The sequence below is a fragment of the Maridesulfovibrio ferrireducens genome (assembly GCF_900101105.1).
GTDB classification, from domain to species: Bacteria; Desulfobacterota; Desulfovibrionia; order Desulfovibrionales; family Desulfovibrionaceae; genus Maridesulfovibrio; species Maridesulfovibrio ferrireducens.
The window spans coordinates 926504-949587 of sequence record NZ_FNGA01000002.1 but is presented as its reverse complement, the minus strand read 5'-3'; the positions used below and the strand labels follow the sequence as shown (position 1 = coordinate 949587).

Below are 23084 nucleotides of genomic sequence, written 5' to 3'. Positions count from 1 at the left end.
TTTTAAAGTTTTAAAAGTAGTTTCTTTTTAAATACCCTTCTTTAGTTAAAAAGTTTTGGGATTCTTAAACCCTTTTCCCAAAAGGGTTTAAGCTGCCAGAGGCTATTATTTTCTTACTAGCTGTGGAGGTTGGCTCCGTGGCTGATATATATTATGCTCCTGCTCACGCATTTTTAGTTAATCGCGATAATTGAATAAATCAGGTGAAAAATGATCAATAGAAAAAAGACTCGTGAACTGTTCATAGGGAACGTGGGAATCGGCGGAGACAATCCTATCCGTGTTCAGTCCATGTGTAATACCGATACCCGTAACGTGCTTACTACCGGAACGCAGATCAATGCACTGGCAGAGGCGGGTTGTGAGATTGTGCGTGTAGCTGTGCCGGATGAAGAAGCGGCCGCCGCTTTGGTGGAAATTCGTAAGAATTCTCCTGTCCCTTTGATTGCGGATATTCATTTCGACTATCGTCTTGCTCTTGCTGCGATTGATGCAGGAATTGACGGACTGCGTATCAATCCCGGTAACATCGGCGGAGAAGATAAGGTTGATGCTGTTGTTTCAGCGGCAAAAGACCGCGGAGTCCCAATCCGCATCGGGGTTAATGGCGGTTCACTGGACAAGGTACTGCTTGCCAAGTATGGCGGACCCACACCTGAAGCAATGGTGGAAAGTGCTTTGGAACATGTGGCTCTTCTTGAAAAAAGAAATTTTCATGATATTAAAATATCGCTGAAATCCTCCTCCGTTTTAAACACCATAGCCGCTTATAAACGGCTGTCTGAGAAGGTTGATTATCCTCAGCACGTAGGCATCACCGAGGCCGGAACTCTTGTTCGCGGAGCGGTAAAGTCTGCGGTTGGGCTTGGTATTTTATTCTGGGAAGGTCTGGGCGACACCATGCGTGTTTCACTGACTCATGATCCTGTTGCCGAAGTAGGCGTTGCGTGGGAAATTTTGCGTGCGCTTGGTCTTCGTGAAAGAGGGCCTGAGATTGTGTCGTGTCCTACCTGCGGAAGAACCGAAATCAATCTTATTGAACTGGCTCAGCAGGTCGAAGAAAATCTGCGCGGTGTTAAGGATGTTTTTACCGTTGCCGTTATGGGTTGCGTTGTAAACGGACCGGGAGAAGCTCGCGAAGCTGATATCGGTATTGCCGGAGGCCGTGATCTAGGTATTATTTTTAGAAAAGGTGAAGTTGTCCGCAAGATTCGGGGGGCTGAAAACCTTTTGCCCGAATTTATGAAAGAGATCGAATCATTTTTGGAAGAAAAAAGAGGAAAATAAATGCGTTTAAGCCGTTTTTACATACCGACATTGAAAGAAGATCCTTCCGACGCGGAAGTTGTTTCACATAAACTTCTCATGCGTGCAGGGATGATCCGTAAGGTTACCAGTGGCATTTACAACTATCTGCCTCTTGGACTTAAATCCTTGAACAAAGTTGCAAATATCGTTCGCGAAGAAATGAACCGTGCTTATGCTCTCGAAGTGCTGATGCCTATGGTTCAACCCGGTGATCTGTGGCAGGAAACAGGTCGTTGGGATTTTTACGGAAGTGAACTTCTCAGAGTGAAAGACCGTCACGGGCGTGACTATTGCCTCGGACCTACGCACGAAGAAGTTGTTACTGACTTAGTTCGCGGAGAAGTTAAATCATACAAACAGCTTCCGCTTAATCTATATCAGATTCAGACCAAATTCCGTGACGAAATCCGTCCCCGTTTCGGCCTGATGCGTGGTCGCGAATTTGTTATGAAAGATGCCTATTCCTTTGATAAGGATGAAGCCGGAGCAGAAGATTCCTATCGCTTGATGTTTGAAGCGTATAAAAAAATATTCTCCCGTATCGGGCTGCGTTTCCGTCCTGTTCAGGCTGATTCCGGTGCTATCGGCGGAGATTTCTCGCATGAATTTCATGTTCTTGCTGATACCGGTGAAGATACAATCGCCGTTTGTATGAATGAGAAATGCGAGTACGCTGCCAACCTTGAAAAAGCTAAAGTGAATGCCCCCGCAGATGACAGCGCAAGTAAAGCTGAGTGTCCTGCAATTGAAGAAATTGCGACACCCGGTACACACACTGTCGAAGAAGTTTGTGCATTCCTTGAAATTTCTGCTGACAAGCTTGTTAAAACTTTGCTGTTCAATGTTGACGGTGAGCCTGTTGCGGCCCTTGTTCGCGGTGACCGTGAAATCAACGATGTTAAGCTTAGAAATCTTATGGGTGGAAACGAGATTGATCTTGCTTCCGAAGATGAGGTTAAAGAATGGACAGGTGCTCCTGTCGGTTTTGCCGGACCTGTAGGTCTGAAAGTTAAACGTATTTTTGCAGACCATGAACTTTGCGCTTCAACCGACTGGGTTGCCGGTGCAAACAAGGGTGATACTCATATCAAGCATCTCTCTCTTGGTCGCGATTGTAAGATTGAAAAATTTGCTGATCTTCGCGTCATTACTGAAAGTGACCCCTGCCCTGATTGCGGCGGTAAGATTGAGTTCACTAAAGGTATCGAAGTCGGGCATGTTTTCAAGCTCGGTGAGAAGTATTCCAAAGCAATGGATGCTACTTTCCTTGATGAAAATGGAAAGAGTAAACCAATGATCATGGGTTGTTATGGTATAGGTGTTTCCCGCATCATGGCTTCTGCTATTGAGCAGAATAATGATGAGAGCGGAGCTATTTTCCCTCCAGCCATCGCTCCTTTTGAACTTTGCTTGATCTCACTAGGTGGCAAAGACCTAGCCGTTGGCGAAAAAGCCGAAGAACTCTACGGACAGCTCATGGAAATGGGTATCGATGTTGCTTATGATGACCGCAAAGAAAGGCCCGGCGTAAAGTTCGCTGATGCTGATCTTATCGGCTATCCAATGCAGCTCGTGCTTGGAGGAAAGGGACTCAAAAACGGAATAGTAGAAGCCAAGAATCGCAAAACCGGCGAAAAAATTGAGCTTCCGCTTGAAGGTTTCGCAGAAGCATTCACCGCATGGCGCGCAGAAATCTGGCAGTCATGGGGACTTACTTTATAGTTTAAGGAATCCAGAGGGTGGAATCTTTTTTTAAAAAGGTTCCACCTCTCTGATCACCTAAGGCGATTTTCGTCATATATGAAAATATTTTCAGTCAGTGATATCACCCGTGCCGTTAAGGACGTTCTGGAAGCCGAGTTTCCTTTTATATGGGTAAAAGGACAGGTTACTAATCTTGCACGTCCTGCTTCCGGCCACATTTATTTTACGCTTACTGATGGTGAAGCGGGGATTTCAGTTGTCTGGTTCAAGGGCAATCAGCGCGGCAGTGTCGGTGAAGGTCCGGCTGGGAGTTCTGACGAGGAAACCGAGAGAATTAATCCTCTGACGGGCGAAGTTGAGTCCGGCGGAACGCTTAAGATTGAGGACGGCATGGAGATTCTCTGCGCCGGACATATGAATGTCTATCCGCCTCGGGGATCATATCAGCTTATTGCTGAGCTTATTCAGGAGCAGGGCGTCGGTGATTTACGATTGGCTTTTGAAGCCATGAAACGCAAGCTTGCTGATAAAGGATATTTTTCTGAAGACCGCAAAATGGAGATTCCGCGTTCTCCGTCAAAAGTTGCGGTGGTAACTGCTCCTTCGGGCGCGGCTATAATGGATTTTCTGCGTATAGCAGAAGGGCGCGGAACCGGTGCTGAGATCAGAATTTATCCTTCTCTGGTTCAGGGAGATAAAGCACCCGGGCAGATTGCTAAAGCTATTGATAAAGTTTGCGATGATGGATGGGCGGAGGTGCTCGTACTCATTCGCGGAGGCGGTTCTCTCGAGGATTTGTGGGCGTTTAATACTGAGTCTGTTGCTGATGCGCTTTTCAGGTCAAACGTTCCCGTTGTTTGCGGAGTCGGGCATGAAGTTGATACGTCCATTGCAGACTATGTTGCTGATAAACGGGTTGCAACTCCCAGTCATGCCGCTCAGGAGCTCTGGCCCAGACGCGAAACTCTTATGCAGGGCGTGGATGAACTGGAAAGCAAGCTGATCCGCAGTTATGATAATTTTCTTGAAGTTCGCAAGTCCAGCCTTGAAACGTTGCGGAAAGGGCTTTCATGGCTTTCACCTTCGCAGAGAATTGATAGACTTCTTGAATCGTTCAGTGATGAACAGTTGAGACTCAAAAGAGGCGCAGATCTTTTTGTAGAGCGTAAGACTTCGGAACTTGGCTCGTTGGTGTATAGGCTGTGCGGTTCCTTTGATGAAAGGCGTTTTGATAGTCTTGATAAAGAATTATCCGACCTTTCAGCCAGACTTGAGAGAAGCGGAAAAGTTTTTATAGATAATAAAATTTCTGAATTTGACAACATGGCTAATTCCCTGCGAATGCTTGATCCTGAGATGCCGCTTGAACGTGGATATAGTCTTGTTACCGTTGAGAAGAGCGGAACCTTTTTGCGAAGCCCTGATGAAGTGATGGATGGCGATGGACTTCTTGTTCGAGTGAAGTCTGGAGAAATACGTGCGAAAGTTGTGATCAAATGAGAATCGGAGATATTAAATTGAAAAATTCCATGAGATATATAAAAATTCTGACACTCGTAGTTGCGCTTTGTTTATTTATTGCGTCATCAGCTTTCGCGGCTGTTTCTCTGGCCTATCCCCAAAAAGCGGGACTTGGTGAACCTTTTATGGTCAGAGTTACTTCAAATAAGAATTTGGATTCAGTTTCTGTAAAGTGGCTCGGCGTAACGGTTCAGCCTGAAATAAGAAAGTGGAAAGGAAAATCTGTTGCTCTTGTAATGTTCGGAACAGATGTTCTTGCTGATAAGGCAGGAAAAAAAGAGCTGTTTATAAACGTTGTTGAAGATGGAAAAGAGCGCAAGTTCAGCCGTAAAATTAGGATTTTTAATAAAAAATATAAAGTTCAGCGGCTTACCCTGCCTGAAAAGATGGTCACCCCCCCGAAAGAAGAACTTGAACGTATCCGTAAAGATCGTGTAGAAGTTAAAGCTGCTAAAGAAACTCAATCTGAAAAAAGAATGTGGTTTGTTCCGTTTTTAAGGCCGACAAAAGGAGCCCAATCAAGTCCTTACGGAGCCCGGAGAATTTTGAACGGCAAGCCTAAGAATCCTCATCGGGGACTGGATTTCCGGGGAGCCAAGGGAACAGCTATTTATGCAATGGAAGATGGAAAAGTTTTACTGGTTAAAAACCATTACTATGCAGGGAATTCTATCTACCTTGATCACGGAAACGGGGTTGTCACGATGTATTTCCATCTTTCGCAATTCGATGTTAAGGAAGGCGACATGGTTGAGAGAGGCCAGACAATCGGTCGTATAGGATCAACCGGAAGAGTAACCGGACCGCATCTGCATATGAGCGTAAGTGTTCAAGGCCGTCTTGTTGACCCTCGTTTTGTGCTGGAAAAAAATACGGATAAGCTGCTCGGTCTTTAAGCCGATGTCAGATTAAGATAATTATATGAAAGACAATAAAAGTTTTGAAGAAAGACTGGAGCGTTTGAAAGTAATCGTTGCAGGTCTGGAGCGGGGCGATCTTCCCCTTGAAGAGGGCGTTGCTCTTTTTAAAGAAGGACAGGCTCTTGCGAAAAATTGTGCGGATCAACTCCAGAAAGCCGCTAATGAAGTTAAAATCGTTGGCGATGGATTAATTGAAGATTTTGAAGCTAAAGTTGAAAATGAGGATATGACGGATGACAGTTAAAGAAAAACTTGCGGTACATGCTGCAGAAGTTGAAAAATATCTTTCCGAATGTCTTAAGGGTCAAGGCATTCCTTATGGTTTGCTTGAATCAATGGATTACAGCCTTCTTGCCGGTGGCAAACGGCTTCGTCCCGTGCTGGTACTTGTCTGGGCGCAGATGCTCGGAGCTAAGAAAGAAGCGGTTATGCCCTTTGCCGCAAGTCTCGAGATGATTCATACTTATTCATTAATACACGACGATCTTCCCGCAATGGATGACGATGATTTGAGACGCGGTAAGCCTTCCAATCATAAAAAATTCGGTGAAGCTACCGCAATTCTTGCCGGAGACGGACTGCTGACAGAAGCATTCGGTTTCATGGCAAAAGCTGATGCTCCGGCAGAAGTCGTAGTAGAAGCTATCAGCCTTATGGCCCATTCTGCGGGTGCCTGCGGAATGGTCGGCGGTCAAACTGTAGATATGGAATATACCGGTCGTGACGGCATAACTCTTGACGAGCTCAAAGTTATGCACGCAATGAAAACCGGAGCTTTAATTCTTTCCGCTTGTAAGTCGGGCGCTATTCTGGCTAAAGGGGTAGGGGCGACCGAAGAAGATGTCAGACGTGCGGAAGAGTATGGCCGTTTGATTGGAGTCGCATTTCAGATAGTTGATGATGTCCTTGACGTTGTCGGTGATGAAGCTTCTCTCGGAAAACCTGTGGGAAGTGATGAAGAGCAGGGTAAGTCTACTTATCCTAGTCTGATTGGACTTGAAGAAAGTAAAGAGCTTGCCCGCAAATATGTGGACGAAGCTGTTGAGTTGCTTGCTCCGTATTCCGGCGCAGAAGCAGAGTTGTTATCAGAGCTTGCTCAATATATAGTTGATAGAGTATATTAATCGTTGTTTTTTATGAAAACACGCTGGCGTTTTTGTGTTAGGTGGTTAACACTGTTAAGTAGTCCTTGAGTCTACCTGTGTGACATTGCCTACGTTTTTTTGGGGAAGTATAACCCGGTGCGAGGTTCGGGGAATATGAGCAGTTCTGAAAAGTCATGTAAATGCGGGGATTATCCCCTGCTTAAAAGTATAAAGAACCCTGTCCAGATTCAGGCTCTTGGAAAAGAAGAGCAGCTTCAGCTTGCTGATGAATTGCGGCAGTGTATTATAAATACCGTTTCCAAAGGCGGCGGGCATCTTGCTCCTTCGCTTGGAGTTATTGAATTAACCATAGCACTTTTTAAGTGTTTTGATTTTGATACTGACCGTATTGTCTGGGATGTAGGTCATCAGGCTTATGCTCACAAAATTTTGACCGGACGTTATGAAAATTTTCATACGTTGCGTCACAAAGACGGCATCAGCGGTTTTCCGCGTATGGCGGAAAGTCCATATGATCATTTCGGTGTAGGTCATTCAAGTACGTCTATTTCTGCCGTTCTGGGCATGGCTGTTGCCAATGACCTTGATGGCGGAGATCGTAATTGTGTTGCTGTCATCGGTGACGGGTCTATGACTGCGGGAGAGGCCTTCGAAGGTCTTAATCAGGCCGGCGGAATGAAGCGTAAAATGGTTGTCGTTTTAAACGATAACGAGATGTCTATCTCGGCCAATGTGGGTGCTTTGTCTTCGTTCCTCAGCCGTAAGCTGTCTCATCCTGTTCTGACCAGATTCAAAAAAGATTTTGAAGGTCTTCTGAAACAGATTCCTAAGATCGGGGACGATCTTGCTATGTATGCCAAGCGCGGCGAAGATTCTTTTAAGAGTTTCTTTACCCCGGGAATGCTTTTCGAAGCACTTGATTTTACCTATCTGGGACCGATCGACGGGCATAATACCGAGGCCCTTATCGACGTTTTCGAACAGGTTAAAAAACTTGAAACTCCTGTGCTTGTTCATGTTCTGACAACTAAAGGTAAGGGTTATGCCCCTGCTGAAGATAATCCAACTTATTTTCACGGAGTCGGAAGTTTCGAGCCTGAAACAGGTATGGCTGCCAAGTTTAAAGGCGGACTCCCTTCATATACTGAAGTTTTCGGGAAGACTCTTTGTAAGCTTGCAGCTAAAGATGATAAAATTGTAGCCATCACTGCTGCAATGCCTGAAGGAACCGGAACAGATTGTTTCAGAGAAACTTTTCCTGACAGATTTGTCGACGTAGGTATTTGTGAGCAGCATGCTGTGACTTTTGCCGCCGGACTTGCAACTATGGGTTACAAGCCTGCTGTTGCAATTTATTCTACATTTTATCAGAGAGCATATGATCAGATAGTGCATGACGTTTGTCTGCAAAATTTGAATGTAAACTTTTTCCTTGATCGCGGTGGATTGGTCGGCGCTGACGGCGCGACTCATCACGGCGTTTTCGATATGTCTTTCCTGCGTCATATTCCTAATCTTATCTGTATGGCTCCTAAAGATGAATCTGAGCTTGCACGTATGGTTGCAACCGCTATTGATTTTGACGGTCCTGCTGCGGTTCGTTATCCGCGTGGTGTAGGAATCGGCGCTATACTGGAAAAAGATCCTTCTCTTCTTGAAATAGGCGAAGGAGAACTTCTCCGTGATGGATTTGACGGGTTACTGATTACTTTGGGTTCCAGAGTATGGCCTGCCGTTGAAGCTGTTGAAGAACTTGACGATGAATCCGGTAAATCCGTAGCAGTCTTTAACGCACGCTTTTTAAAGCCGCTGCCTGAAAAACAGATTCTAGAACTGGCAGCTCGTTTTAAACGGATTGTCATTGTTGAAGAAAATGCTAAAGCCGGTGGATTCAGTTCCGCTGTAATTGAGTTGCTTGTTGATTCAAACGCAATTGACGGGCATCATATAAAACGTCTTGGTATTCCTGATCGGTTTATTGAGCACGGAACACAAAAAGAACTTCGTGAAGAACTCGGTATAGATAAGAATGGAATGAAAAAGGCAATGCTTGAATTGTTGAACAAAGATTAGTTTTTACTGGAATAGAAATTATAAAATCCTGCCGGAGTGATTCGGCAGGATTTTTTTATGGCTGAATTGATGAGCTTAATTTGTTTTTAACAGCAGTTTTCCCGAATCAGCAGTAATCCCGTCAGGTGCTTTTTCCCCGAAGGTTTGAAGAATGAGAGCTGCATCTACGATTACACCCTGTTTTAGAAGGCCGGGACCGCCTTCTTTGGCAATCAGGTTGAAGAGTTTGACTGTTACGAGTATTTCGCCTTCACCGACATCTTCAGTGTTTTTAGCACTGATTTCGCTGCGAAATGCGCTGATAGCAGTATCTCGTCCCATCGCCATTCCTGCAACGCCGGGCAAGGCTCCTGAAAGTGACAAAATATCACCGTCTTTTACTCTGACCGAATCAATGTCGTCCGCAGGGCAATTATTCAGGAAAACAGTTCGAACTCTCTGTTCTATATAATCAGGAGCAAAACCAACACAACTTTTAATAAATTCCCGTATGCTCATTCCTGCTGTTCCACGTACACCGACGCCTTTTTGAAGAAGCGTTACAGTGCCGGGTGTTTCTGCTGCAATGGTCACAGTAATCATATTTTTATACATGCTTATCTCCCTTTGCTTCATCCGTTTAATACAGTAAATTATGTCTTTTTAAACATAATTGGTTGTATTATTTGATTTATTAACAATGGGTGTAAGAGGTTGCTTTGTCAAATATGAGCGGTGAAGTTTATTTATTTCTTTTTCTGAGCTTCCTCTTCGCGCAAAGCCCGTCTCAATACTTTTCCTACCATTGTTTTGGGTAGTTCTTTGCGGAATTCAACTTTTCTGGGGACTTTGTACCCGGCCAGTTTTTCGCGGCAATAGGCAATAACTTCTGTACGATCCATGGATTGCCCTTCTTTCAGTACAATATATACTTTAATGACTTCGCCGCGAGTTTTGTGCGGCAAGCCTACTGTTACTGCTTCTTGAATTTTGGGGTGCTCATATAAAATTTCATCCACTTCGCGAGGGTAAATATTGTAACCGCTGGATATGATCATGTCCTTTTTGCGGTCCACTATATAAAAATATCCTTCCTCGTCCATGTAGGCGATATCCCCGGTGTAAAGCCAGCCGTTGCGTAAGGCTCCGGCAGTTTCATCGGGTTTATTGTAATATCCTTTCATGACCTGAGGGCCGCGAACAATAAGTTCACCCATCTTACCGGGAGGTAGATGCAGACTACCCACTTCCATATCAACGATTGCGGCATCAGTGCCGGGAAGCGGAACTCCGATTGAACCGGCTTTTTTTGTGCCGTCAAGCGGATTGAGGTGTGTCACGGGGGATGCTTCTGTCAGCCCGTATCCTTCAACTATAGTTGAACCGAATACGGAGTTAAACTGCTGAATAGCTTCAACAGGCATAGGCGACGAGCCGGAAAGGCAATATTTGATTGAAGCTATATCAAACTTCGCCAATTCTTTTTGCTGGAGCAGAGAGATGTATAAAGAAGGTGCTCCGGGGAAAAGAGTCGGTTTTAATTTGTGCATAGCCTTAAGGACATCCAGCGGCACATAGCGCGGGAAAGGAACCATTGTAGCCCCTAAGGATGTTGAAAAATTAAGACAGACAGTAAGTCCGTATATATGGAAATATGGCAGAATTCCGAGAACAACCTCTTGCTGTCGTCCAAGCTTATGCAGCATTGCGTGGAATTGCTGTATGTTGGCTCCGAGGTTGGCGTGTGTGACGTTACACCCTTTAGACAGTCCGGTGGTTCCTCCGGTATATTGAAGCAGGGCAGTGTCTTCTAATGGACGAATATTGGGTGCGGAGTATGTTTCTTTTCCTTCCAGCAATGTTTCCCATTTCAGAATGGACGAACCGTTGTATGGAATTTTAGGCTTATGTTTATCTCTTAAGCTTTTCAGATTGTATAACTGCTTGAGCGGGAATTTGAGAGCGTCTGAAATTCTTGTGATGTAATATTTACGGACAGGTAATTTGTCGCGCAGTTTTTGCAGTTTGGGCCAAAGCATATCCAGAGTGATAATTATCTGGGCGCCGGAATCATTCATTTGATGTATGATTTCGGTTTCCATATAAAGAGGGTTGGTCAATGTGACGACTGCACCTGCTTTAAGGACGGCCCAATAGGATATAATCATCTGCGGGGTGTTGGGGAGCATCAATGCCACCCTGTCACCCGTTTTGATTCCGTTTTTGCGGAGGTTGGCCGCCATTACTTCGGCTGCGTTTTTCAGCTTTTCATAAGTTATAGACCAGTTTTGAAATTCTATAGCTTTTCGTTTAGGCCATTTTTCAGCTGTTCTGTCCAAATAGTCAAAGAGGGGGCAATTATTAAAATCCAGATTCTTTGGTACTTCAGGGTCGTAATGATCAAGCCATGGGCGATTAAGTTCCACTCAACACCTTCCAATTATTCAATATTTATCTGGTACCCTCGGATCAAGGGCAGGTTTCAGCTGCAAAGAGGCGTGAGTATATGGATCAGTTTAAGTTCTGGCAAGTATGTATATTAATTGCGAGTCGCCGGGGTAAAAATGGATAAAATATAGTCAGTTAAGCCTTTATTTGCTCCCTTGCCGCATTCTGAGAAAGGACATCCCAAGGCAAAAGGAACTTCCAGAGGTCTCGGTGTGCCATGGTAAACGACGAAATCCCGCTGTGCTTTATCTTCTTTTATGAGAACCTGCATGGTAATAAAACAAGTGTCGGGGCCGCTTTTTATTTTTTGAATTTCAGGAGACCACTCACTGATTAAAACTGGATAACTGTTGAAGAAAGGCCATCCGCCGTAGTTGTCTACTGCGAAGCCGACTCTTTCAGATCTTCGCTCTACAGCCAGTTTGGGAGAAATACTCCCGATTCTGGCTTCAATAAGGTAGTTAACATCACCGTTCGGGGAATAATGATAACCTAATCCTTCGAGAGCTGTGATAATGTTCTGCTCGATGGGAACAATGCCGGATTCAAGATTTTGAGGACTGCCGTCGCCTTGTAATTGAAATAGTACAACTTTGACATTAAAAGAACCTGAACTGGGGTTAAATACAGTCATCGGAACTGCCGGCTTCGTGTTGTGGCTGGCACAACCTGTTATCATCAGCAGGAACATGACCGTAATTAATTTTATAATTGCAGATTCTTTAAGCATAGTATCCTCTGGTTTTTTTATAATAAATATTGCTAAGTGCTTTCGTATACCATTACAGTTAATGGGGCAAACAGATTGCGAAAGCCGGCGTTAAACTTTTATGGTAGAGTCTCAATATCGAAGTTGAGTGGGGTAATTTATGAGCGGGAATGATATCTTGTTGGATGCTGGAACAAATGAATTTGAAATAATTGAATTTTTTATTGATGAAGCTGACGCTGGCGCTGGCGTCCAAAATAAAGATTATTTCGGAATCAATGTTGCCAAAGTTTTGGAAGTTGTGGAGGCCCCGAAGGGACTTCATTCTGCCGAAGGCGCTCCGCACCCCAGCTATCTGGGAACAATGTCGCTTCGCGATATGATTTTACCGGTTATTGACCTTTCCGTCTGGCTCGATATTGAGCGTAAGGAATCGGAATTTCAATTGATTATAGTAACTGAGATCAATTCGGTGGTTACTGGTTTTCTTGTTAGTGGAGTAACGCAGATTCATAGAATCGGCTGGACTGATTTAAAGACTCCCAACAAGTATATAGCGGATATGGATACAAATTGTATCACGGGAACAATCAGTATTAAGGATCGTTTTGTTTTAATGATCGATCTTGAAAGAATTTTGGGTGAGCTTGATCCGGGCATGGCCGAGAATCTGGAAGGCGGAGGAGCCTTGGCTCCTGAAAAATGGTCGGCACTTATTGTTGATGATTCCGCTTCTGTCCGCGCTCTGCTGAATAAAAATTTTGAAGCGGCTAATTTCGATGTACAGCTTTTCACCAACGGGCTTGAAGCATGGGAAGGATTGCTGGCTATGCGGGATAAAGCAAAAGAAGGCGGAAAGTCTATTACAGACATGGTGGATGTGATTGTTTCGGATATCGAGATGCCTCAAATGGACGGTTATACGCTTACCCGTCAGATCAAGGAAGATGCCGAACTATCAAAGCTGCCGGTGATTTTGTTTTCTTCGTTGATAACGAAGGGGCTTTATCACAAAGGTGAGAAGGTTAAAGCAGACGATCAAGTTACCAAGCCGGAATTCGGGGCGCTTACAGGGCGGGCCATAACGCAGATTGAAAAATATAAAGCTAAACGGGCCGAAGCTTAAAACACAAAAACCCCTGCCGGAATCTCCGACAGGGGTTTTAACTTTTTTGATTTCAGCTGATTATTTTTTATACCAGCCGCGTCCGGTCATACATTTGTCAAAAGTATTTGCCTGAGCATAGTTGCCGGAAAATTCAGCTTGATATGTAGTCGGTTCTGGAGGAGCTCCGTCTGTTTCTGATCCAATGGGAACTTGCTGTTCTGCTCGTTGCCGACAGAAAGCTTTATCCTTTGCAAGAATTTTATTCCGCTGTGCAGGGTCAACTATATTTGAATTATGCCATGAGGAACATCCGCCTAAAATCAGCAGTGTAGCGATAACTGTTAAAAGTCTTTTCATAGCTAACTCCTTTTCCGTTTTTATTCTGGTTTAAGATCGCGTCCCATCAGGTCGCGAACAGCTGTTGCCGGGTTTTTGTCTTTGTATAGGATTTGGTAGACTTGTTCGGTTATGGGCATTTCCACACCTAACTTTTGAGCTAAGGCATGAACTGATTCCGTTGTTTTAACTCCTTCAGCTACCATTCTCATTTTGAGAATTTCAGAAAGCTTAAGACCTTGTCCCAGCTTTAAACCGACCTGTCTGTTTCGGGAGAGATCTCCTGTGCAGGTAAGCACCAGATCACCGAGTCCTGAAAGTCCCATAAAAGTTGCGGGGTTCGCACCCATTGCAACTCCAAGTCTACTCATTTCCGCAATTCCTCGGGTAATGAGCGCGGCCCGGGCGTTATGTCCGAATTTAAGACCGTCAGCGATTCCTGCTGCAATAGCCATAATGTTTTTTATAGCGCCGCCAATTTCAACTCCTCGGAAATCGGGGTTGGTGTAGACTCGTACGTAATCACAGGCGAAAATTTCTTGAACTTCTTTGCCCAATTTTTCGTCTTCACAGCCAAATGCCAGTGAAGTAGGCATTTCAGCGCTAAGTTCATAAGCAAAAGTAGGGCCGGAAATGTGCCCGTATCTGGGGTTTAGCCCTTCAAGTGTTTCGAAAATTACCTGCGACATTGGTGCGCCGGTGTTTAGTTCTATTCCTTTGCTTGCGCAGATAATAGCTGGATTCTGGGGGAAAAATTGTTTTAAATCGCTGAGAGCGGAGCGCATAAACTGACTCGGAACAACTAGGATAAAATAGTCTGCGTCCTTCATGACTTTTTCAGGGTCACTGTCACAGATAAGTTTTTCGGAAAGCTCAAAGTCCGGTAAAAAGACTGTGTTGCGTCCGGTTTTCTTTATTTCATCAACAAGTTCCTGCTCTCTGACCCAAAGACTGACATTGTGATTATTTTTGGCAAGGGTGTTTGCTAAAGTTGTGCCCCAAGCTCCGGCACCGATAACAGCAATTTTCATATTTACTCCTTCAAGACAAAACATATTGGGAATTCCGCAGAAAAAATGGGACCATCTATTCGGCGGATATAATTTGCATTAACGTACTCAGGGCAAGGTACTCATACTAAGTGATTATGGCAACCTGCATAAACGTAAAAAAGGGGCCGCACATTGTGCGGCCCCTTCTGTTTGAATTGTTGACGAAATGGTGTGCGGCCTAGAGAGGTCCGGTGCTCATTACGTGAGACAGTTCTTCAATCTTACCGTTCTTAATGCGGTAGTCATAGATCTTCTGCATGTCCTTGTAGACTTGGAAGACCTGGAAGAAACCATGCCAATGTGCATAGTCAGGCCCATTCATAGCTGAACCCTGACGGGCGCGTCTGCCGCAATGGTGCCAGAGGTAATACATCAGCTCCTGGAAGCCGTCATCCCAAGGTTCATCAATAAGAAGGAGATTCTTTTCAGCAAGTTCCTTCTGCATCTTAGTCGCTCCGTCCCAATATGTGTTGTAGAGTTCTACAGCATCATCAAGGGTCTGGCGTTGAACATTGGTGTGAGTGGTTCCGTGACAGTTAGCACATACTAGACGCATCAGCTTGTCGCCCTTTTCACCGTCACCGCGTTCGCCGCTACGGATAACGCTCTTCTTGTGCATGAGGTCCCACTTGAGGCGTTCATTGATGTTGTGAGTCGTGCTCAGTTCACCGATTCCGCTCATGTGACATACTGCGCAGGTAGGAGCATCGTAGTCGCCCGGCTGCCAAGCGTCAGGAGCACTGTCCCATCTCCATTCTTCACCGTGAGTGAGATAACGTTGACCGTGCTTGCTTTCCAGATAAATTTCGATATCCGGATGGTCCGGTCCTAAATGACAGCTGGCGCAAGCTTCAGGCTTACGTGCTTCTTCAATGGAGAATTTATGTCTGGTATGACAGACAGTACAGGTTCCGATTGATCCGTCTGGGTAGCGTGTTCCGACACCGCCCGGCCATGTGTTTTTGATAGGTTTGTTGTCAGGTCCGAGTTCAACCTGAGTTCCGTGACACATCTGACAACCGGCTGCACGTGAAGCCATGTTTTGAGGTGTGTCTGCTTTCACTCCGATAAACTGGGCACCTTCATAATAGTACATCAGTTTGAGGAATTTTTTGTTTTCGATGACCGGAGCACCGGCAAGTTTTGCATGTCCGCTTTTCAGGAACTGATCAACTTCTTGCGGGTGACAACGGGAACATGTTTTGGAAGACACCATTGGTGAAATGAAGGTATTAGTTCCTTTCAATCCTTCACACTGACTGGCCATGGGCGAAGTTTTTTTAACAACGTGACAGTCATAACATGAGACTGTGGCGTGGGCCATTTTGCCTGTTTTCCAGTCTTCCACAATTCCGGGTGTTTTCTTGGCATGACATTCGATACATTTGGTAGCATCTTCCGAAAAACCCCTTTTAACGACCAGCTCTTTGGGAGCAAGGTTGGGAAAAGGAGCTTCCGCAGCATAAGCGACTGCAGCGGATAGCGCGATAAGCATCGCGGCTACAACTAATTTAATCATCTGCTTCAACATGATTACCCCCCAATTAAAATCATAAGTTCTTCTCGAAGAACTTGTTGGTCATTTCAATCATGTCTTTGTGACCGACATGCGGGTGACAACTGGCACATTTTTTATCAGTCTGTCCGTAGAGATAAGCCCGGTGGGCGAGAAGAGCCCCAGGTTTGACACCTTTAGGTTCCAGCTTAACATGGCAATGCCTGCAAGCGCTGTCGTAGGTGAACTTTAACCTGTTCTTCTCGGCATTTTCGGCCCAGTCGAACTCTGAAGGGTTGAACGTGATATGATGGATTACGTCACTTGTTCCGGTAATTGCTTTGGTTGTAAGATATTCCAGAAAGTTTCCGTGTGGCAGGTGGCAATCAACACACTGAGCTGCAAAGCCCTGCGGATTTTCTCCGCCGTGTACAGATTTTTGCCAAGAAGCTCTGAACGGTTTCATTTCATGACACGTTTGACAAAATACATCCGTATTTGTCGTGTCTATCATAAACCCAGATGCAAGCACCGTAACAATTGCTACCAAAAGTCCCGTTGCAACTCCCCAACGCCATTTTCGACTGAAACCGCCACTCCCTTTTAGTTTAGGGTTGTCTGGCATTTTTTCAGTCACCTCCATGCTGTTAGGAGTTATCTCTTTTAATTCAAATCCTTAATATCAAAGTTTCCAAGCATACCTCCTATAAAAAATTATTATCAATACGACTATCTCATTGGTAGAAATTTAAGTCCATAAGTTAGGTTAAAAAAGGTGATGTCTGTCTGTACAAACGGCTGATGGTAATTAATTGTGTTTCAGCCCTTGAGGATGATGTGATATGCGGGTATCACCATTTTTATAAAAACGAATCCGGCCCGAAATATTCAGGCCGCAGTCAAGGATGGGATATGGCTATAAAATTTACCGAGATTGAAGAGAATATTTTGGCACTTGCTGGCAGTACCCTTTCTGAGAGTGCTACGCCCTATGCTGATATTGCTGAGAAAGCCGGAACTGATGAAAAAACAGTTCTTGAGTTGCTGACTCGTCTTAAAGATGAAAAAATAATTCGCCGTTTCGGTGCCACTCTCAGGCACCAGAAGGCAGGATACGGAGCCAACGCAATGGTTGCGTGGCGTGTGGAAGAGTCTCAGAACCCCGAGAAAATCGGTGAGCAGATGGCTAAAAGGTCGGAAATCAGCCATTGCTATTTGCGCACTGTTTATCCTGACTGGCCTTACAATTTGTATACGATGATTCACGGCAAAGGTCCTGATGACTGCAAAAAAGTAGTCAAAGAACTGATGGCGGAAACTGGTATCACTGATCATTGCATTTTGCGGAGTCTTAAAGAACTCAAAAAGACTTCGATGAAATATTTCTAATTTTCAAATCCCTCAGAACGTGGGGATTTAATAAATACTATTCAACAGATAAGGAGTGTCTTTTATGGCTTCATCTTCTGATCTTTTTAAACATGCGCAGGAAGTTCTTCCCGGCGGTGTTAACAGCCCTGTAAGAGCTTGCAAAAGCGTCGGCTGTGAACCTCTTTTTATAGAAAAAGCTGACGGCAGCCGCATGTGGTCTGTCGACGGACAGGAACTCATCGACTATGTAATGAGTTGGGGGCCGATGATACTCGGTCACGGTTATCAGGCAATTAAAGATGCCGCTCATAAGGCCGTAGACATGGGCGCAAGTTTCGGCGCTCCCTGTCCCGATGAAATTACTCTCGCAGAAGAAATCATCAAAATGATCCCTTCTATCGACATGGTTCGTATGGTTAACTCCGGCACCGAAGCAACCATGAGTGCTCTTCGCCTCGCACGCGGTGTGACCGGCAGAGATAAAGTACTCAAGTTCGAAGGTTGTTACCATGGTCACAGTGATTGTTTTCTCGCCAGCGCCGGCTCCGGTCTGGCAACTTTCTGCATTCCCGGAACTCCCGGTGTTCCCGAAGGCACAGTAAAAGATACTTTGCTTGCTCCTTATAACGATCTTGCAGCAGTTAAAGCTGTCTTTGAAAAAGAAGGCAAAAACATTGCAGCCATTATCGTTGAGCCTGTAGCCGGTAACATGGGTCTCGTTTTGCCTGCTGAAGGATTTCTTCAGGGACTTCGCGATATCTGTGACGAATACGGCGCACTTTTGATTTTCGATGAAGTTATCACCGGATTCAGAGTCGCTTCCGGCGGTGTGCAGAAACGTTTCGGAATCGAAGCTGATCTCACCACCTTAGGTAAGATCATCGGCGGCGGTTTCCCTGTAGGAGCATACGGAGGCAAGCGTAAGTACATGAGCCGCATTTCCCCTTGCGGTGATGTTTATCAGGCTGGAACCCTTTCCGGTAATCCTGTTGCTATGGCAGCCGGAATCGCAACTCTCCGCACATTGCAGAAGCAGGATTATGATGCTCTTGAAGCTCGTACTCTTAAGCTTGCTCAGGACCTTAAAGCCGCGCTTGAAGCTAATGGTTTCAGCATTCATTTGAATCACATTGCTTCAATCTTTACCCTGTTCTTCACAGACAAGCCGGTAACAGATTTTGAGTCCGCAAAAAACGGTAACGCAGATGTTTATTCCGCATTTTACCGCCACATGCGCGCAAATGGGTTCAACCTCGCACCATCAAGTTTTGAATGTACATTCACTTCTTTCGCTCACAGCGAAGCAGATTACGAAGCTACTTTAGAAGCTGTTAAAAGCTTTAAAGGTTAGTTTGTAAGACGTTGACGTTATAAAAAAGATTGCATTAAAACGGGAAGGGGAGACTCTTCCCGTTTTTTTTACATTATTATGAGAAGTCTTATGAATAGCCAGAAAACAGCCATATACGCCCTCACCGCCAAAGGTGCGGATCTTGCGCGCTCCATTGCGCTTGATACAGGAGCGGTTTCCTATGTCCTTGAGCGCTATGCAGAGGACCGGGATATTTCTTTTACTCAATTTCTCCCGCTCATTGCGGAAACTTTTTCTCTTTATGATTCACATATTTTTATTGCCGCATCCGGCATTGTTGTTCGTGCCATTGCACCGCATTTGAAATCTAAAGATATTGATCCAGCGGTGGTGGTGCTTGATCAGAAAGGGCAGTTTGCTATTTCGCTTGTATCGGGACATTTGGGCGGGGCTAATGAACTTACGCGTATGATTGCGGAAATGATCGGAGCTACCGCTGTGATTACTACTGCCACCGATTGTTCCGGAGTTCCTTCAATAGATATGATTGCTTATGATAATGAACTGGAGATCGGTGATATCGGTTTAATTAAGCATGTTAATGCCGCCCTGCTGGATGGCGAGAAGGTCGGAGTCTACGATCCTGAGTCTTTTCTGGACATAGAGGGTTTGAGTGATTATTTTTATAGAGTTGAGGACGCTGTTGATTTAATTGAGCTGCGTTGCGGGGTTTGTGTTGACTGGCGGGTTCACGATTTGCCGGAAAGTGTTTTGAAAATTTATCCGCAATGTTTACGGCTCGGGGTTGGATGCCGCAGAGGTGTTCCGGCTGTGGAAATCCGTGGGCTTATTGTGGCAGTTTTGGCTGATCATGGAGTTGCCGGGCAATCTATTGCTTCTATGGGTACTATTGATGCTAAAAATGATGAAGAGGGAATGCTCGAATTTGCGGAGCGCATGGGACTTGAGATTAATTTTTTCAGTGCGGATGAATTAGATAAAATTGAAGGAACCACTCCTTCGGGACTGGTCATGAAACATATGGGAGTTGGCAGCGTATGCGAAGCGGCAGCAATGAAACAGGCCGGGGGGCAGGACTTGATAATTCCGAAGAACAAAAGTGCTCGGGTGACAATGGCTCTGGCGAAGGATTTTCGGGTAAAGGATATTTGAAAATTGTGGGTCTCGGGCCGGGTGATGAATGTTTAATGGCTCCGCAGGCACTGGAAGCTATCCATCAGGCTGACGTTGTGGTAGGGTACACTGGCTATATAAAGTTGATTGCTCCGAATTTGCTTGAGGGCAAAGAGGTTTTATCCACCGGTATGATGGCAGAAGTTGAACGCTGCCGCAGGGCTGTGGATGAAGCTTTATCCGGCAAAAAGGTTGTGATGGTCTGTAGCGGGGATCCCGGTATCTATGCCATGGCCGGCCTTGTTATGGAGCTACTTGAAGTTCGCGATCTTTTCAGAGATATTTGTTTTGAGGTCGTTCCGGGGATACCTGCTTTTGTTGCGGCGGCGGCCTTACTCGGAGCTCCGTTGATGCACGATTTTGCTTCGGTCAGTTTAAGTGATCTGCTTACCCCTTGGGATAAGATTGAAAAAAGACTTAAATGCGCCGCTGATGCTGACTTTGTTATCGCAATTTATAATCCCCGCTCTAAGAAAAGGGCCGGGCATTTGAATGATGCTATAAGAATTATAAAGACATTTCGGTCTGGAACAACTCCTGTGGGAATTGTGAACAAGGCTTACAGGGAAGGTCAAAGGGTTCAGTTAGTGACTCTTGATACGGTAAATGAGCAAGATGTTGATATGCAAACTGTCCTGATTATTGGTAATTCTTCTACCAGAGCTGTCTCGGGGAAAATGTTAACCCCGCGTGGTTATGCTGGAAAGTATGACATATGATAAATCTGGAAAAGTGTTTAATTTAGTAGCGGTTAATAGATTGTTTTTGTTGAGTGTGCTTGACATGGTTTTTTTTCTAAATTAAATCCTCATGAAGACTGTAATTAGGTTAACGTTATTTTAATGGAGGAAACTTAGGATGAAAAAGACCTTATTGATTTGTATGGTTACAGCTGCATTGGTATGTGCTTTCGCACTTCCAACTTTGTACGCTGTAGACGCTCCCGGCGACATGGTTTTGAAAGCACCTGCTGGTGCTAAGATGACCAAACAGCCTGTTAATTTTTCTCACAAAGGGCATGCTGCTCTTGACTGTAAAAAATGCCATCACACATGGGACGGCGCTGCTGCAGTAAAGAAATGTTCTACTGAAGGTTGTCATGTTGACACAAGTAAGAAAGGCAAGAAAAAGCCTGAGTCCTTCTACTCTGCTTTCCATGCTAAGTCTGCACAGAGCTGTGTAGGTTGTCATAAAGCTTTGAAGAAAGCTAAAGCTAAGACTGGACCTACTAAGTGTAGCGCTTGTCATCCTAAGAAGTAAGTCTTCTTGATTTTGTAATGAAAGGGGGCTTTCGGGCCCCCTTTTCAAATTTTCACAGAGGGTAAGCTATGACCCCGGATTCACCGGATAAGCAGGCAAAGGATGAGGTTCTTGACCTTAATGATATCGCGGAAGAAATCGTTGAAGACGATGCTTCTGGAGGTCATGATGTAGATGCCAGTTTTGAGCAGGAACTTGAAGACCTTTTTTCCGAAGATCTGGAGCTTGAAGAGCCCGCTGTCGTTAATCATGAAGACGATTCAGAGGATGAAGATCTTCTTGTGCTCGATGATATTGTCGAAGAAGTCAGTGATGAAGATCTGATGATCCTTGATGACGTTGTGGAAGAAGAGGAAGAAAATATTCTGGAACTTGATGATATTCTGGAACTCGATGACATTGTCGAGGAAGTTGATGAATTAGAATCTCCGGATTCTGATACAGATGATCTTTTAGAAAATTTTGATCTCGGTGAAGAATCGCTTATGGCTGAGGCGGATGATTCCGTTGAAGGTGAGATTGATCCCGAAGGCTTGGATAATGTTATCGACGAGCTGGGCGGAGAAATTACCGTTGCCGCAGATGATGAAGAGGATATTGATAACCTGTTTGACAGCGACACAGATGTCGCGGACCTTGATCAACTGTTGGAAGAGTCCGGTGATAATGGCGAGAGTGGTGAACTTGATGATTTGCTTGGTGAGGTCTCTGACGGAGTGGATCTTTCCGGTCTGGGAGAGGATGTCCTTGCAGATGAAGATATTGAAGGACTGCTTTCGGACGAGGAAGATATTATAGAGATTTCGGAAGAAGGACTTGAACCTCTCGATGATGTTCTTGACGCAGATTTTGATGTCGTAGACGAACCGGTCGAAACAGTAGAACCTGCTGAAAAAGTAGAAGTTGAAGCGGTTGAAGTTGAAGCTGTTGAGATTGAAACAGCAGAAATTATTGATGTTGCTGAACCGGTTGAAGTTATCGAGACTGTTGAGGTTGCTGAAACCGTATTAGATGCCGAAGAAGATTTTGAAGATGTTGACCTCGATTCAATTCTTGAAAGTACCACAGATTTAGACCTATCCCTTACTGCTGAAGATGAAGAGCTTGATACATCATTTGATGATGCAGAAATTCTTGATTCAGATAGTGGTGACGATATTATGCTGGATGACGACGATATCGATCTCGGAGAATTGCTTGAAGATGTTGATATAGATTTTTCCGATCTTGATGAAGAAGAGTCTATGCAAATTGATGAACCCGTTTCTGCTGTTGTCAGTTCTGAAGCTGTTGATGACTTGACTGATAAAGTTGAGTTTCTTGATTCAGAGTTAGCAAAAATGAAGGGTCTTATTGAAGCAACTGCTGTTGGATGCAGGGGTGCTAATCTTGAGGAAAAAGTAGGTCTGGCGGAAAAACGTGCGGAAGACCTTGAGAATTCGCTTTCTGAAGCTTCTGAAAGAATCATAGATCTGGAAGAAAAAGTTGCTCAGATTGATGCTCTTGAAAGTACTGTTTCTTCTTTGTTGGCTACCGTTCAGGGGCTTGAAGAACGATTGTCAGGGGGAGAGATTGAGTCTGTTGTCGGGCAGAAGTTAAGCGAAGAGCTTAAAGCTGATTCTCCCGCTGTGATTGCAATTGCAGCTACGGCGGCTGACGAGATACAGGCACGAGTTGAAGAACAGATTCAGATTGGACTTCGTGAAATTAAGGTTGAAATAGGTGAGCGGATAGCAGCTGTAGAAGTAAAACTTGAAACTGCTCCTGATGTGGAAGAGCTTGTGCGTAAGGAATTGGAAAAAGAACTTGATCCTGATTCCACATCATTTTATCGCATAAAGAGTCGTCTCACAGAAGATATTGAAGATTATCTGGCTCCGCGTTTAGTTGAAAAAATAGAAGACATTAAGGGCGAAATTGAAGACGCCTTTAAATCCTCTATCGATGATATTCTGGCTGAAAAGCTCGAAAAATCGGTTCCGGCCGAGGCTGCGCGGATTATTCGTGAAGAAATTGCGGCTCTTGCCCGCGATTTTGAAGAATAGACAAGCTAAAAAAATACAGATTAATTTAACGGCCCGCTGGAGTAATTTTCCAGCGGGCCGTTTTAGTTTATGTGTCTTAATTATTAAGGTTTATTGCTCTTTCCACAGGTTTTTAATTCCTATTTAGGGGTAAATAAGCGGGT

21 protein-coding genes are annotated in these 23084 nt (G+C 44.7%); 14 read left to right on the top strand and 7 right to left on the bottom strand.

The genetic code is table 11. The features are described 5' to 3' along the window. Window positions 1-210: 210 nt before the first annotated feature. From ispG to dxs, 7 genes are all read left to right on the top strand, one after another. On the top strand, window positions 211-1287 hold the full coding sequence (gene ispG / locus BLT41_RS09065) for a flavodoxin-dependent (E)-4-hydroxy-3-methylbut-2-enyl-diphosphate synthase (protein WP_092160294.1): 1077 nt from the start codon (window positions 211-213) through the stop codon (window positions 1285-1287). Continuing rightward, the gene (locus BLT41_RS09060; RefSeq protein ID WP_092160292.1) at window positions 1288-3030 is read left to right on the top strand and encodes a proline--tRNA ligase; all 1743 of its coding nucleotides are present in this window, start codon (window positions 1288-1290) and stop codon (window positions 3028-3030) included. It begins immediately after the preceding gene. 78 nt (window positions 3031-3108) lie between these two features. After that, window positions 3109-4512 carry an exodeoxyribonuclease VII large subunit gene (gene xseA, locus BLT41_RS09055; protein ID WP_092160290.1) on the top strand — a complete coding sequence of 468 codons (1404 nt, stop codon included), beginning with the start codon at window positions 3109-3111 and terminating at the stop codon, window positions 4510-4512. Between the two features lie 17 nt (window positions 4513-4529). After that, window positions 4530-5429, top strand: coding sequence for a M23 family metallopeptidase (locus tag BLT41_RS09050; protein WP_244512234.1), 900 nt, complete (start codon window positions 4530-4532; stop codon window positions 5427-5429). Between the two features lie 25 nt (window positions 5430-5454). Next, a complete protein-coding gene (xseB, locus tag BLT41_RS09045) occupies window positions 5455-5697 on the top strand; it encodes an exodeoxyribonuclease VII small subunit (RefSeq protein WP_092160288.1) in 243 nt (80 codons plus the stop codon). Further along, a complete protein-coding gene (locus BLT41_RS09040) occupies window positions 5687-6577 on the top strand; it encodes a polyprenyl synthetase family protein (RefSeq protein ID WP_092160286.1) in 891 nt (296 codons plus the stop codon). The genes xseB and BLT41_RS09040 overlap by 11 nt, the downstream gene beginning before the upstream one ends. 135 nt (window positions 6578-6712) lie before the next feature. Further along, the gene (gene dxs, locus BLT41_RS09035) at window positions 6713-8632 is read left to right on the top strand and encodes a 1-deoxy-D-xylulose-5-phosphate synthase (protein ID WP_092160284.1); all 1920 of its coding nucleotides are present in this window, start codon (window positions 6713-6715) and stop codon (window positions 8630-8632) included. Window positions 8633-8707: 75 nt separating this feature from the next. Here the strand turns inward: dxs and BLT41_RS09030 are convergent, their stop codons facing one another. The 3 genes from BLT41_RS09030 to BLT41_RS09020 form a co-directional block, all read right to left on the bottom strand. Then, the gene (locus BLT41_RS09030) at window positions 8708-9226 is read right to left on the bottom strand and encodes a hypothetical protein (protein ID WP_092160282.1); all 519 of its coding nucleotides are present in this window, start codon (window positions 9224-9226) and stop codon (window positions 8708-8710) included. A 131-nt stretch (window positions 9227-9357) separates the two neighbouring features. Further along, a complete protein-coding gene (locus BLT41_RS09025; RefSeq protein ID WP_092160280.1) occupies window positions 9358-11037 on the bottom strand; it encodes a long-chain-fatty-acid--CoA ligase in 1680 nt (559 codons plus the stop codon). A gap of 113 nt (window positions 11038-11150) precedes the next feature. Then, complete coding sequence (locus BLT41_RS09020) at window positions 11151-11789, bottom strand: hypothetical protein (protein WP_092160278.1); 639 nt, start codon at window positions 11787-11789, stop codon at window positions 11151-11153. 139 nt (window positions 11790-11928) lie between these two features. Between BLT41_RS09020 and BLT41_RS09015 the strand changes: the two genes are divergently transcribed. Continuing rightward, the gene (locus tag BLT41_RS09015; RefSeq protein ID WP_092160277.1) at window positions 11929-12894 is read left to right on the top strand and encodes a chemotaxis protein; all 966 of its coding nucleotides are present in this window, start codon (window positions 11929-11931) and stop codon (window positions 12892-12894) included. Window positions 12895-12954: 60 nt separating this feature from the next. Here BLT41_RS09015 and BLT41_RS09010 read toward each other — a convergent pair whose 3' ends face one another. From BLT41_RS09010 to BLT41_RS08995, 4 genes are all read right to left on the bottom strand, one after another. Further along, complete coding sequence (locus BLT41_RS09010; RefSeq protein WP_092160275.1) at window positions 12955-13233, bottom strand: hypothetical protein; 279 nt, start codon at window positions 13231-13233, stop codon at window positions 12955-12957. A gap of 20 nt (window positions 13234-13253) precedes the next feature. Next, entirely contained in the window at window positions 13254-14243 is a 990-nt protein-coding gene (locus tag BLT41_RS09005) for an NAD(P)H-dependent glycerol-3-phosphate dehydrogenase (protein ID WP_092160273.1), read from the bottom strand. Window positions 14244-14442: 199 nt separating this feature from the next. Continuing rightward, window positions 14443-15795, bottom strand: a complete 1353-nt coding sequence (locus BLT41_RS09000; protein ID WP_211477657.1) for a multiheme c-type cytochrome — start codon at window positions 15793-15795, stop codon at window positions 14443-14445. A 19-nt stretch (window positions 15796-15814) separates the two neighbouring features. Continuing rightward, the gene (locus BLT41_RS08995) at window positions 15815-16384 is read right to left on the bottom strand and encodes a cytochrome c3 family protein (RefSeq protein WP_092160409.1); all 570 of its coding nucleotides are present in this window, start codon (window positions 16382-16384) and stop codon (window positions 15815-15817) included. Between the two features lie 287 nt (window positions 16385-16671). On the opposite strand from BLT41_RS08995, the gene ahbB reads away from it, so the two are divergent. The 6 genes from ahbB to BLT41_RS08965 all read left to right on the top strand — a co-directional run bounded on the left by ahbB (window position 16672) and on the right by BLT41_RS08965 (window position 22941). Continuing rightward, window positions 16672-17148, top strand: a complete 477-nt coding sequence (gene ahbB, locus BLT41_RS08990) for a siroheme decarboxylase subunit beta (protein ID WP_092160406.1) — start codon at window positions 16672-16674, stop codon at window positions 17146-17148. Window positions 17149-17212: 64 nt separating this feature from the next. Then, window positions 17213-18481, top strand: a complete 1269-nt coding sequence (gene hemL, locus BLT41_RS08985) for a glutamate-1-semialdehyde 2,1-aminomutase (protein WP_092160272.1) — start codon at window positions 17213-17215, stop codon at window positions 18479-18481. A 90-nt stretch (window positions 18482-18571) separates the two neighbouring features. Continuing rightward, window positions 18572-19615, top strand: coding sequence for a cobalt-precorrin 5A hydrolase (locus BLT41_RS08980; protein WP_139167344.1), 1044 nt, complete (start codon window positions 18572-18574; stop codon window positions 19613-19615). Then, on the top strand, window positions 19501-20355 hold the full coding sequence (gene cobJ, locus BLT41_RS08975) for a precorrin-3B C(17)-methyltransferase (protein WP_092160270.1): 855 nt from the start codon (window positions 19501-19503) through the stop codon (window positions 20353-20355). The genes BLT41_RS08980 and cobJ overlap by 115 nt, the downstream gene beginning before the upstream one ends. Window positions 20356-20494: 139 nt before the next feature. Next, window positions 20495-20896, top strand: a complete 402-nt coding sequence (locus BLT41_RS08970) for a cytochrome c3 family protein (RefSeq protein WP_092160268.1) — start codon at window positions 20495-20497, stop codon at window positions 20894-20896. A 68-nt stretch (window positions 20897-20964) separates the two neighbouring features. Further along, on the top strand, window positions 20965-22941 hold the full coding sequence (locus BLT41_RS08965; RefSeq protein ID WP_092160265.1) for a V-type ATP synthase subunit I domain-containing protein: 1977 nt from the start codon (window positions 20965-20967) through the stop codon (window positions 22939-22941). Window positions 22942-23084: the final 143 nt, after the last annotated feature.